The organism is Empedobacter sp. UBA7611, assembly GCF_002484365.1.
GTDB classification, from domain to species: domain Bacteria; phylum Bacteroidota; class Bacteroidia; order Flavobacteriales; family Weeksellaceae; genus Empedobacter; species Empedobacter falsenii_B.
Map to the genome: position 1 here is coordinate 16,606 of NZ_DLJR01000015.1, position 13,287 is coordinate 29,892.

The following is a 13,287-nucleotide window of genomic DNA, read 5'->3' on the forward strand; positions in this document are numbered from 1 at the left end:
AACTTTTACTTTTGTTTGTTCTCTTTTTCTAATTTATCGATTCGTTTCACAATTTCTGGAAACTTTCTAAAATGTACATATGATTTTCTAAAGCTTGACGCTTCCATTGCTGGCGAACCATACAATTGCGTTTTACTTTCTACATCACCATTAATACCACTCTGAGCCTGTACTTGTACAAAATCTCCGATTGTCAAATGACCTGCGATACCAACTTGACCTCCAATCATACAATTGCGTCCAATTTTTGTAGAACCTGCTACTCCACTTTGCGAAGCAATAACAGTATTCTCACCAATTTGAACGTTGTGAGCAATTTGAATTTGGTTATCTAATTTTACTCCTTTACGAATAATTGTAGATCCCATTGTTGCTCTATCTATTGTTGATCCTGCTCCAATTTCAACATTATCTTCAATCAAAACATTTCCTATTTGAGGAATTTTTTCGAAAGAACCATCTGGATTTGGCGCAAAACCGAAACCATCAGCACCAATCACAACATTAGAATGAATGATACAATTTTGACCAATTTCACACTCTTCATACACTTGTACGCCCGAATGTAGAACGGTATTATCACCAATCTTAGCATGATCGCCAATCGTTACATTTGGATATATTTTTACATTATTCCCAATCGAAACGTTAGCTCCAATATAAGAAAAACTTCCAACATATACATTATCTCCTAGTTGCGCAGTAGAATTTACTTTCGTATATTCTTCTATCCCAACTTTATTATTTTTTATCGTATTGTAATACTGCAATAGCTGTGTAAAGGCTTGATATGCATCTTCAACCACAATCAATGTAGACGAAATAGAATCTGTTGCCACAAAATCCTTACTCACAATCACAATAGAAGCGTTTGTTGTATAGATAAAATGCTCGTATTTCGGGTTAGCCAAAAACGAAATCGAACCTTCTTTTCCTTCCTCTATCTTCGATAATGTGGAAACCTCTACATTTGCATCACCTTTTACGGTTCCTTGCAATAATTGCGCAATCTCTGCAGCTTTAAATTTCATAGTCTGCAAAACTAATAATTATTCTTAAATTTATAAAATGATTATTTAAGTTATTTAACTTTTTTGTCAAATTCTTCAAATCACTATTTAAACGCTATGATAATGATATTTTGTAATTTCTTGTTGCAAAAATTGCGTTAACAAACTTTTTTCTGAACTCGAAATTTCTTTTACCTCACCATTTTTATATAAAACCTTTATCGGACTTTTTGATTTTTCGTACGGAACAATTTTTATCGTTGTTTGTTCCACAAAATAACTTGCATCATCAATTCCTAAAGCTTTTTCTACTCTATTTTTTTCGACCAAAATTTCTTCTTCGGATAATTTTGTATCCATCAAATATGATTTTGGTAATGTACGCTGAATGATATTTTTTGATAATTTACTTAAAATCAAATCATCATGAAACTGCCATTCTTTAATCGCTGATAAAACATCCGAATCGTCCAAACGCGTAAAAATTTCTAAACCTTCTTTTGATAAACTTCCAACTTCATTTTCTTCTAAAAAGTATTTAAAAGCAAACGTTGCAAAAAGATTTTCTCCCGCTTTTGTCAATTCTTTCGCTCTTCTCAAAACGCTAATCAAAAAATTCTCTGCTGTAAACGATTTCTTGTGCATATACACTTGCATGTACATAAACATACGCGCCATCAAAAATTTCTCGACCGACGAAATTCCCTTTGCTTCTATCACCAACTCATCATTCGAGACATTCATCATCGAGATAATTCTTTCTGGATTGATATTTCCTTCTACCACTCCTGTGTAAAAACTATCTCGCTTCAAATAATCCATGCGATCACAATCCAACTGACTCGAAACCAATTGCGACAAGAATTTTTTCGGATAATTTCCTTTAAAAATCTGAATAGCTAAAGTTAATCGATTATCAAAAAATTGATTCAATTCTTCCATCAAACGAAGCGAAATTTCTTCGTGATGCGAACCATTAATGATAGAATGTTCAAGAGAATGAGAAAAAGGTCCATGTCCCAAATCGTGTAATAAAATCGCGATTAAAGCTCCATTTTCTTCTTCTGGAGTAATGTCGACGTTTTTTCTTTTGAGAATATTTAAGGCTTTTTGCATCAAATGCATACAACCTAAAGCGTGATGAAAACGAGAATGTCTCGCTCCTGGATAAACCATTTCTGTTAATCCAGTTTGCGTAATTCTACGAAGTCGCTGAAAATATGGATGTTGAATAATCTGATAAATAAGCTCGTTTGGAATCGTAATAAATCCATGAACTGGATCATTTACTATCTTCAACTTATTATTGTTTAATGGATTCAAACGTACTGTTTTGTCGGCAAAGATAAGAATTTTTACTCATTCAGAACGTTACTTTTTTGATTAAGAATGGTTTTTATAAAATATTTTAGATAAAAATCATTTTTGGAATTATTTATGCTAAATAATCATCGCAAATTTTGGGAAAACTACAATTTTGTTTAACATACAATTTTGATTTTAACATTTCCGTAATCGCTATATTTGGAATAATTCTAAAAGTAGAAATCAATATAAAAAATAAAAATATAACAAATGGCTATAAAAATTTTATGGATTGATGATGAAATCGATTTATTGAAACCACACCAACTTTTTTTAGAGAAAAAAGGATACGATACAACAATGATAAATAATGCGACTGATGCATTAGAAGAAATAGAAAAAGAGAGCTTTGCAGCGGTTTTAATCGACGAAAACATGCCAGGTTTGAGTGGATTGGAAGCCTTACCAAAAATTAAGGAATTGCGTCCAAACCTTCCTGTTATTATGGTCACAAAAAGTGAAGAAGAGCATATCATGGAAGATGCAATTGGTTCACATATAGCAGATTATTTGATTAAACCAGTTAATCCAAATCAGATTTTATTGAGTTTGAAAAAGATTTTGGACGCATCGAAAATTATTTCTGAAAAAACAGTGATTAATTATCAACAGGAATTCAGAAATATCACAATGGATATGATGAATGCACGCGATTTTGAAGATTGGCAAGAGATTTATAAAAAATTAGTTTTTTGGGAACTTGAGCTTGAAAATATCGAAGATACAGCACTTTCTCAAATCATCGAAAATCAAAAAAGTGAAGCAAATGCAGCTTTCTTCAAATTTATAGAACGTAATTACGAAGATTGGTTGCATGACAACGAAGACCGTCCCGTTTTATCACACACAATTTTTAATCAATTAGTTCGACCTCATCTCGGGAAAGACCAAAATGTTTTATTGATTATGGTTGATAATTTACGCTACGATCAATGGAAAGTTATTGAGCCAATTTTCAATCGTTATTATAATTCAGAAACCGAAAATTTATATTATAGTATTTTACCTTCGGCAACTCAATATGCGAGAAATGCGTTCTTTTCGGGTTTAATGCCTTTGGAAATTGAGAAAAAATATCCTGAATATTGGTTGAATGATACCGACGAAGGAAATAAAAATATGTACGAAAAAGAATTGTTAGGAGAACAATTAAAACGTCTTGGTTTTGGCGATTTATCATATAATTATTTCAAAATTTTAAATTCTGATTTCGAGAAAAAAATTGCAGATGATTTTAATAATTACAAAAAGAATAACTTGAATGTAATTGTCTACAACTTTATCGATATTCTTTCGCATGCAAAAACGGACAACAGAATTGTTGGCGAAATTATTCGTGATGATAAAACGTATCGTTCGATCACAAAACATTGGTTTGAGAATTCATATTTAATGGAAATTGTGAAAAAAGCGGCGCAAGAAAAAATGAAAATTATTGTAACAACCGATCACGGAACAATTTACGTAAAGGAACCTACAAAAGTAATTGGTGACAAAGAAGCAAGTACAAATTTGCGTTATAAATTGGGGAAACAATTGCAATATGATCCGAAAGATGTTTTGGCGGTTGAGCAACCAGAAAAATTCCTTTTACCTAAGGTTAATGTTACGTCAAAGTATATCTTTGCAAAAGAAAATTTATTTTTAACGTATCCAAAAAATTACAATCATTTCGTTAATTATTACAAAAACACTTACCAACATGGTGGAATTTCGTTGGAGGAAATAATTATCCCAATGGTTGTTTTAACACCAAAAAATTAAATGGAATTTATCATCAATAATTTAGACGAATTACCAGAAGTTGCTCAAAAAATAATCGATCAACTTCAGTATAAATTAATCACTTTCGAAGGAGAAATGGGAGCTGGAAAAACAACTTTTATCAAAGAGTTTGTAAAAGCTTTGGGAACAAATGATGAAGTTTCGAGTCCTACTTTTTCGATTGTTAATGAATATGAAACAGATAAAGGAAAAGTTTATCATTTCGATTTTTATCGTCTAAATCACGAAGATGAAGCCTTAGATTTTGGGATTGAAGAATATTTATATTCTAATCAATATTGTTTAATGGAATGGCCAAATAAAATTGCTAACTTTATATCAGATGAACATCACACGATTACATTGGAAAATGTAGATGGCGTTCGTCATTTAAATTTTAGCTAATAGTATATGGACGGAAAAAATATTTTTACGCCTTTTTCTCAGGAAGATCTTATTCCTCAACCCGAGCGTTTAGAGATTCCTCATAAGAAAGAACGCTTTGATATTGGAATTCCAAAAGAAACAAATAATCAAGAAAAAAGAATTTGTCTTTCTCCTGATGCAGTCGAAATTTTGGTCAATAATGGACACCAAGTTACGATAGAAACTGGAGCAGGAGAAGGTGCAAATTATTCAGATAAAGAATATTCGGAAGCTGGTGCGCAAATTTCTTACAATACGCAAGCTGTTTTCGAGAAACCTATTATTCTAAAAGTTGGTCCACTTACTTTAGATGAAATTGACTGGGTAAAACCAAATGCGTTAATTATTTCATCTGTTCCGGCGAATACTTTAAGACGCGAATATTTTCAGAAATTAATTACAAAACGTGTAAACGCTGTTGGATTTGAATTTATTCGTGATGAACAAAATCATTTACCAGTCGTTCGTTTATTAAGTGAAATTGCAGGAACAACGGCAATTTTGGTTGCAAGTGAATTGATGTCTTCTACAAACGGAGGAAACGGAATTTTGATGGGTGGTGTAACAGGTGTTCGGCCAACAGAAGTTGTGATTCTTGGAGCTGGAACGGTTGCAGAGAATGCGACAAGAACAGCTTTAGGTTTAGGTGCTTCGGTGCGTGTTTTTGATAATTCATTAACAAGATTAAGACGATTACAACAAAATATAGGACAACGAGTTTCTACTTCTACATTAGATCCAAAAGAATTAGGAAAAGCTTTACGACGTTGCGATTTAGCAATCGGTGCTCTTCGCGGAGAAACACGTACACCTTGTGTTGTAACTGAGATGATGGTGCAAAATATGAAAGCTGGAGCTGTGATTATTGATGTAAGTATTGATCAAGGAGGATGCTTCGAAACATCTGAATTAACAACTCATGATCACCCTATCATTATTAAGAATGATATAATTCATTATGCGGTTTCTAACATCACTTCTCGCGTCGCACGCACCTCTACCAAAGCGTTGAGCAATTATTTCTTGTCGTATTTATTCCAAATTTCAGAAGAATCTGGTTTTGCGAATGTGGTACAATCGGATAAAACTATAAGAAATGGCGTATATTTGTACAAAGGAAGAATTGTAAAAAAGAACTTATGTGATTGGTTTGATTTACCATTTCACGACATTAATTTATTGATTATATGACGTTTACGCAAAGATTTATGAAGTATTTGATGGGAGTTGGAATTGGGTTAGTTTTCGTCGCTATGGCGTTTGGACCTCGTGCTTTCTCATGTAATTACTTTCCAAATGCAAGAGTTTTGGATGAAGCTTTTTCAAAAAGATTAGCTATTTCACCAGAAGCTCAAGCATTTTTAAAAGCAGAAAATTTAGATTCGACATTCTTGAAAAAAGAATTATTCAAAAGAAGTAAAGTTGATTTTGATCACTCGAAAAAAGATCAAGTTCCTTGTAGAGAATATTTGGCAAACTATAAAAGCAAAGACAATACAAAGGATTATGATTTTGTATTAGAAATTTGCAAAGAAGATTCAAAATTAGTTTCCATCAAAAAGAAATAAAACAAAAAACCACTTCAATTGAAGTGGTTTTTTGTTTTATAATTAATTTATAAATTTCAAAATTGCTAAAACAATTACAAAGATTAGTATTGCGACAATAATTACATCTTTAAACTGTACTTTTTTTGTTCCGAACTCTACGTTTCGGTTTAAACTTTTTCTTTTTTTATTGGCTTGCATGGGTTGATATTTGTACTGCAAATTTATAAAATATTATCAAATATCAAACCTTTATTTTATTCTAAGATATTTAATTTACAATAAGATATCTTAAATTCCAATTTCTATCTGAAAACGCGCGTACCAGTTGTTTTTCTTTTCCAAATTATAGAATTTTTGTTGTTCGTACGTGAACTCTGCTTGTAATTTGAACGCATGTTCCCAAATATATTTTGTCAAACCTAATGTGAATTGGTTTGTATTTGGCGTAAACTCAAAAATATCTTTATCTACTGTTTGAGTTGAATAACGTCCTATCACCTCCCAGTGTTTCGGGAATGTGTATGAACCTTGAAAATCCATTCCTTCTCCATTATAGATATAATTAAAATCAGAAATATCTGTAGGGTTATAAAATAACACATTATCAGAATTACGATTCATATAAGAATACATCAAATTCCATCCACGATATTTTAACATCGCATCCAAAAACAATGATTTTATATTAGCTGTTCCTCCACCTACAATATCATCTCCTAACATTCCTGCCGTTCTATGCGCTCTATCATTATAACTATAAGCTCCCGAAAGCATCAATTTTGGTGTTTGTTCATGAACTAAATCACCTTCATAATTGCTCCCTCCTTTTGTAAATTCTCCAAGTGGAAACAACTCAACTTTTCCTGTATAAGCTAAACCAGTATCCTTAAAACTTGTCCAATTTCGCCCTTCACCAGTAGAAATAGCTCCTCTCAAAATATAAGAGAATTTTTCTTGATTTCTTTTATTGTATAAGACTTGAAATCCAAAATCGCGATCGATATTAAAATCTGCATTATTGATAGATCGATCCGTTAATTGTAATGCTCCAGAAGAATTAACACGTTGTCTATTTCCTGGAAGTTTTGTTTGACCAAATCCTAAACTCCAATGTTTATTTGGGTAATAGAAAATCATCGCATCACGAATAATATTTGTATTCTTACCCTCTTCTGCTTTTCCTACATCACCTGCTGCAAAAGATAATTGCATCGAATAACCAAATTTTGGATCTCCGATATATCCATCAAAACGCAATCTTAAACGACGAATTTGTCCATCAATATTATCTTCTTCTCCATCATTATGATTATAACTAATGCGATTTTGCATACGAAATCTAATATTGACCTGATAAAGACTATCTGGAGAAGTAATTCCCAATCCGTTACCATAGCTGTAATAAGGCGACATCATATTCTTAAAATCCTGTACAGTTTTCTTTTTAGATTCTGTAGAATCTTTTACTTGCGCATACGAACTGATTGAAAATACAATAAGTATTAATATTAAAAATTGCCTCATGTTTATTTATTTCTTGATTCGTGTGCAAAAATGCAGTTAATAAAATTAAATAATTGTAATGCGTAAATTAAATTAACGTTAACAATGACTCGAAGTTACGTATTCGATGATTGTCATCAATTTCTATGATTTCGATTTGTTGTGGAAAGATATTTTGTTGAATTTCAAAGAAAGTTTTTAGTTTTTCAAAATCCAAAACTTCGTCATGTACAGAAAGAAAAACCGTTGTATTTTCGAAACGATTCATATCGACTAAATATTGCGAAAGATTTTCTGGAAAATTATTTTCGACTTTCATCGACACATCAACCAAAGGATTTAATAAAATCAATTCACTCGATTTTCCATTTCCCTTTAATTTTTGTTGCAATTGCCAACCAAAATTTCCTCCAGTAGAACTTCCTATAATTGTCAAATCATTTACCAAACCTTTTAAATGTTCGTAAGCTTCAAATAAAATAGTTGCAATATTCTCCTCCGTTTTCCATTCAATACAAATAGCTGAAGGATAATTTTTTAGAATAATTTTGAATTTAGTTGAATTTGCCGAACTATTTAGTCCATGGATATAAACAATTTGTCGATTATTTGTATTCATATTCAGTGCAATTAAACCTTTAAATTAAACTTTTTCAATAAGTTAATTATACATGAAATGTAAATTTAACAATATAATTGTGTTGTAAGAAATTCTTTTGACAAAAAAAGCGACCAAATTGGTCGCTTTTAAATATTTACTATAATTATTTCTCTAGATCAAAGCCCCAATCAATACCTTTATTAATTGCAGGAACACCTTCTGTCATCCATTTCGGAGCAGGTTTATCTTTCAGATAATGATCAAAAAATTGAACTTGTCGTTGTTGAATATCATTTTTATTCGCACGTTTTATCAAGTTATGATCATCTCCGTTATAATTTAACATCCAAACTGGTTTTCCTAAACGACGCAATGCCATAAACATCTCAATTCCTTGATACCAAGGAACAGCACCATCTTCGTCGTTATGCATGATTACAACTGGCGTCGTAACTTTTGGCATATTAAACAAAGGCGAATTTTCGATGTATAATTCCGGCGCTTCCCACAGCGTTTTACCGATTCTACTTTGCGTTTGTTCGTACTGAAATTGACGACTCATACCCGTTCCCCAACGAATTCCACCATAAGCAGAAGTCATATTAACAACAGGCGCACCCGTCCAAGCAGCAGCATACATATTGGTTGCAGTGATCAAATGTGCAACTTGGTAACCTCCCCAACTTTGTCCTTGTATAGCGATTTTACTTCCATTTACCCACGTATTTTTCTTCAACGCTTCTACTCCAGAATTGATATAATCTTCGGCAGATTTACCAGGATGACCAATTGTATATGAAATATCTGGTGTAAACACAATGTAATCGTTACTTACAAAATATGTGTGATTAATACGAGAAGGCGTTGGCGCAGGCGCTTGATAACGATTCAAATTATCCGAAAGTTTTTCGTAGAAGTAAACAATCATCGGATATTTTTTATTTGGATCAAAATTCTCTGGTTTATACACAACTCCTGTTGCATCTTTACCTGAATACGTTTTCCACGTTACCAACTCACCATTCCCCCATAAATAATCTTTTTGTTGCGGATTGATTGCAGATATCTTTTTCTCATCTTTAAAATTTGTTGAAACATAAACATCAGGCGAATTTAGGAACGATTCTTTTGTATAAATAAATTCGTTGGCATTCAACGCTTTCTTCATTTTTTGCGTTCCCCAAGTATTCGACATGACAACTTCTTCAGGATTTTTTGCTTTCGAAATGATTGTTTGATAAACCCCTGATTGTTTATTCTGATTATTAAAAGCACCTAAATAAACTAAATTATCTCGATTAATTGTTTTAATATCATCATTTAATTGATTGATATCAAACGTAATATTATGTTTACGACCGAAACCATTTGTCATATTTTCTGGACGACGTTTTCCAACCAAATCAAACTCCCAAATATCATATCGATCTTTGATTAAAACCGTTTCGTCATTATCCGTAAAATAAGCAACTCCATATTCTTGCGCTAAAGTTGGTGAATCATTTTCTTCGTCATAGAATTTCACTTTCAGCTTTTTATTCAGAACTTTTGTTTCCTTTGTTTCGATATTATAGCTCGACCATAATCCATTTTCGGCATTATAAAAAACAGCAAATTTTCCATTCGGCGACATTTCCACTTTTCCAGCCAAAGCTTTTGCAAATAATTCACGCTCTCCCGTTTTCGTATTAATGATATAATAATCTTTACGACCTGTTACATCCCAATTCAAGCTTAATCGATAGGCATTATCAGAAGTTCCTAAAGCAAAATTTGAATTTCCTTCGTTCAAAATCTCGACTTGATTCATATCCAAATCCGCTAATTGTGTCACTTTTACAGGATTCGATAAATCAATCACAGATAGGTACGAACGTTTTTTCTCTCGCTCAAGATTCTTCAATTGTTGTGGTTGAATAAAATCGTCTTTGTAACTCCAAACATCCACTTTTGCATGATCATCAGCAATCAAAGTTGTGTCTTTTTCTGCTAATTTCGGCATTAAACCAATGAACAAAGAATTTCCATCTTTGCTAAATTTTGGTTGACGATTTTCTGAAACTTGCCAATCTTTTTTCAATCCTAACAATTCAGATATCCTGATTTGTTGCGGATTATTTGTTGTAGAATAATATAAATAATATGTTTTATTTTCCTTTTTCTCTTCGTCAGAAGTTCCAACAAAAGCGACTTTATTTGCTAATTCATCAAACGCAAATTGTTTAAAATCACCAATTGTATCTACCAATTGTTTTTGAACAAACGTTGCTGTATTCACTAAGAAAACACCATATTTAGTTTTATCTAAACTATCTTTTTTCTCTTGTTTAGTCGAAAAAATTAATTGCTTACCATTCTCGCTAAACTCATAATTCATCACATTTTTGAATGATTTTCTCTGACCTGAAATCAAATTTCTCAACACCAATTCTAACGGCGTATCTTTCTTATCTTTTCCAGCTGATTTTGCAACTTTATCCTTCGTTTTTGTAGAATCTGACTTGTCTTTTTTATCATTCTTCGTTTCTTCTTTTTCTAATAAATAAGCTAAAAGAGAACCTCCTTTTTTCGGTGTTTTGAATGATTTTATATTTGGTAATTTCTCGACTTGATTTGTTGCAAGATTTAATATTCCGATTGAATCTTTAGCAATTTCATGTTCCTTTTTCTTTTTGATTCGAACCAATTTCAAATCTTTATAAAAAGGTCGAATTTTAAAAACGGCAAATTTAGAATCTGCTGTAAAAACACTTTGTTCACCACGATGAAAACTTAGATTTTTATCCGTTTTCAAACCAAAAAAATTCAATGTATTATCACTTTCTTGTGCATTGACTTGATAAGCAACCCACGAACCATTATTCGATAATTCTTTCATTCCAATTGATTGCCATTCATCAAAAACAGTCAAATCTAATGGTTTCTTTTGCGCATCAACATTCGTTGCCAATAAAGCAATTGCAGCTGCATACATTGCTTTTTTCATCATCAGTTGAGTCGCATAATTTTTCAATATTTTAGTAGATAATTTCGATTTCATTCTAACTAATTTTTATGCGTTAATTTTTAAAGAAATGTGAAAATACTAAAGTTTTTAGAAACTATGGGGATATTTTAGTTTAATAATACTTTTCAGTTGTATTTTTGTTAAAATTCTTTTTATGAAAAAATATCTATTAAGTATTGGATTCGGAATTTCGATGATTGCATCAGCACAAAATATTCAGATTGTTCCACTTGGTGTTTATGGAGGTAGCAATGAAAGCAATCTTTCATCTTATTTGATTGGTGAAGAAACAACAAACAGCTATTTAGCATTGGATGCAGGAACAATTCTTTCTGGAATCAATAAAGCAATAGAGAAAGGTACTTTTGAAGAACAAAACAATAAAATTCTGAAAAACTATATCAAAGGATATTTTATTTCACATGGACATTTGGATCATCTTTCAGGCATGATTATTAATTCTCCAGAAGATTCTAACAAGCCTATTTATGGTATTTCTGAAACAATTTCAGTTTTAAAAAATAAATATTTTACCAATGATGCTTGGGCAAATTTTGCCAATGAAGGTGAATCGCCAATTTTGAATAAATATTACTACAAATATGCAGAAATAGGAACACCTTTCACAATAGAAGGAACTAATTTTACAGGAACTATTTACGAATTGAGTCATGTAAACCCTTTAAAAAGTTCGGCAATATTAGTCGAAAATGGTTCAAATGCAGTCTTATATTTTGGTGATACAGGAGCTGATCGTATCGAAAAAACTCAAAACTTATCAACTATTTGGAAAGCAATTTCACCTAAAATTAAATCAGGAAAATTAAAAACAATGATGTTAGAAGTTTCTTTTCCGAATTCTCAACCCGAAAAATTATTATTTGGTCATTTAACCCCCAAATTAATGAACGAAGAATTAAACGAATTAGCGAAAGAAGTTGGAAAAAGTAGGTTGAAAGGTTTAACAATTATCGTTACTCATATCAAGCCAAAAGATGATTATGAGCAAAAAATTAAAGACGAATTGTTAAAAGATAATCCATATAACATCAATTATATTTTCCCTCAACAAGGTGAAAGAATAACTCTTAAATAAATAATAAATACGAATTTATCATTTAAAGACAAAATAATTTTCAACTATTTATTTTAGTCGGTCAATTTTTATTATTTTGATAAATTAGCACTATTGATTTTTCATTTATTCGAATGGCTATTTTACATTTGAATAAACCATAAGAAAAAATGATCGCGCAAATAGGAGAAATTTTATTAATCGACAACCAACAATATATTATAGCCGAACAACCATTACATCATTATTTTAGAGAATTAAATCATCCACCTTATTTTACTCCACCTTCGCCAACATGCTGGAGAGGATATTATGGGAAATGGGAATTGAGAAATGACGAATTGTTTTTGATTAATTTCAGAGGATATTTGGATGGTTTGGATGAAGTTGAATTGAATTATTTGTTTCCGAGAAGAGAAGAAGTTTTTGCGAGCTGGTATTCTGGAATTATTAAAATTCCTCAAGGAAAATTATTACAATTTAATCAATTGACACATACATCAATTTATGAAGAGGATTTGATGTTATGTTTTGAAAATGGAAAACTAATCGATTATATCGTTCATAGCAATTGCGCAAATTCTGAACGAGAAGTTGAGATCTAATCAATCGAACGCTTCAAAGCTTGTCGGTGAATTCGTCTTGTTATTTGACCTTATTATTCTTTCGAATTCACCGATTTTTTTTATAAAAAAACATACTTAGAATAAACAATTGAAATCAGGTTTATTACCAATTTTTCTTTGACTTTTCTATCAGTTCATTATAATTTATATGAATTTCTTGATCTTGTTCAAATTTAGAAATTATCACTTTTCCAAACGCAGCAAACAAAGAATTATAACTTGGGTGATTTAAAATCATCAAATTAGCTTTAAGTTTTGAATATTCAGATTTATTGATTATATCTTTAAATGATTTTACAATATAACTACTTTCATCAGCACCAAAAATAAATATTGGAATTCGCGGGTTCAGAAAACTAA

At 31.3% G+C, this 13,287-nt stretch carries 12 protein-coding genes; 6 read left to right on the plus strand and 6 right to left on the minus strand.

The genetic code is table 11. The annotated features are described in order from the left end of the window. Window positions 1-5: 5 nt before the first annotated feature. Window positions 6-1,031 carry a UDP-3-O-(3-hydroxymyristoyl)glucosamine N-acyltransferase gene (lpxD, locus tag B3R94_RS01630; RefSeq protein WP_038336109.1) on the minus strand — a complete coding sequence of 342 codons (1,026 nt, stop codon included), beginning with the start codon at window positions 1,029-1,031 and terminating at the stop codon, window positions 6-8. Window positions 1,032-1,118: 87 nt separating this feature from the next. Beyond that, complete coding sequence (locus B3R94_RS01635; protein ID WP_291098163.1) at window positions 1,119-2,309, minus strand: HD domain-containing protein; 1,191 nt, start codon at window positions 2,307-2,309, stop codon at window positions 1,119-1,121. A gap of 276 nt (window positions 2,310-2,585) precedes the next feature. Here B3R94_RS01635 and B3R94_RS01640 point away from each other — a divergent pair, with 276 nt between their 5' ends. Genes B3R94_RS01640 through B3R94_RS01655 form a run of 4 tightly spaced genes read left to right on the plus strand, consistent with a single transcriptional unit; the run spans window position 2,586 to window position 6,133 of the window. Continuing rightward, window positions 2,586-4,139: a bifunctional response regulator/alkaline phosphatase family protein gene (locus B3R94_RS01640; protein WP_291098166.1), complete on the plus strand. Its 1,554-nt coding sequence runs from the start codon at window positions 2,586-2,588 to the stop codon at window positions 4,137-4,139. Further along, window positions 4,140-4,544 (plus strand): tRNA (adenosine(37)-N6)-threonylcarbamoyltransferase complex ATPase subunit type 1 TsaE, encoded by a 405-nt coding sequence (gene tsaE, locus B3R94_RS01645; RefSeq protein WP_291098169.1) that lies wholly within the window; start codon window positions 4,140-4,142, stop codon window positions 4,542-4,544. Between the two features lie 6 nt (window positions 4,545-4,550). Next, window positions 4,551-5,756 carry an alanine dehydrogenase gene (locus B3R94_RS01650; RefSeq protein WP_180904676.1) on the plus strand — a complete coding sequence of 402 codons (1,206 nt, stop codon included), beginning with the start codon at window positions 4,551-4,553 and terminating at the stop codon, window positions 5,754-5,756. A gap of 17 nt (window positions 5,757-5,773) precedes the next feature. Beyond that, on the plus strand, window positions 5,774-6,133 hold the full coding sequence (locus B3R94_RS01655; protein WP_147280013.1) for a hypothetical protein: 360 nt from the start codon (window positions 5,774-5,776) through the stop codon (window positions 6,131-6,133). Between the two features lie 270 nt (window positions 6,134-6,403). Here the strand turns inward: B3R94_RS01655 and B3R94_RS01660 are convergent, their stop codons facing one another. From B3R94_RS01660 to B3R94_RS01670, 3 genes are all read right to left on the minus strand, one after another. Further along, a complete protein-coding gene (locus B3R94_RS01660) occupies window positions 6,404-7,639 on the minus strand; it encodes a porin (RefSeq protein ID WP_291098172.1) in 1,236 nt (411 codons plus the stop codon). 67 nt (window positions 7,640-7,706) lie between these two features. Further along, the gene (locus B3R94_RS01665) at window positions 7,707-8,237 is read right to left on the minus strand and encodes a YqiA/YcfP family alpha/beta fold hydrolase (protein ID WP_115001049.1); all 531 of its coding nucleotides are present in this window, start codon (window positions 8,235-8,237) and stop codon (window positions 7,707-7,709) included. 145 nt (window positions 8,238-8,382) lie between these two features. Further along, window positions 8,383-11,259, minus strand: coding sequence for an alpha/beta hydrolase family protein (locus B3R94_RS01670; RefSeq protein ID WP_291098175.1), 2,877 nt, complete (start codon window positions 11,257-11,259; stop codon window positions 8,383-8,385). Window positions 11,260-11,380: 121 nt separating this feature from the next. On the opposite strand from B3R94_RS01670, the gene B3R94_RS01675 reads away from it, so the two are divergent. Both B3R94_RS01675 and B3R94_RS01680 read left to right on the plus strand, forming a co-directional pair. Beyond that, window positions 11,381-12,322 (plus strand): MBL fold metallo-hydrolase, encoded by a 942-nt coding sequence (locus tag B3R94_RS01675; protein ID WP_291098178.1) that lies wholly within the window; start codon window positions 11,381-11,383, stop codon window positions 12,320-12,322. A 149-nt stretch (window positions 12,323-12,471) separates the two neighbouring features. Further along, the gene (locus B3R94_RS01680) at window positions 12,472-12,906 is read left to right on the plus strand and encodes a hypothetical protein (protein ID WP_280051596.1); all 435 of its coding nucleotides are present in this window, start codon (window positions 12,472-12,474) and stop codon (window positions 12,904-12,906) included. 124 nt (window positions 12,907-13,030) lie between these two features. Here B3R94_RS01680 and B3R94_RS01685 read toward each other — a convergent pair. Further along, on the minus strand, window positions 13,031-13,287 hold a 257-nt coding region (locus B3R94_RS01685), incomplete at its 5' end, for a hypothetical protein (protein WP_291098182.1).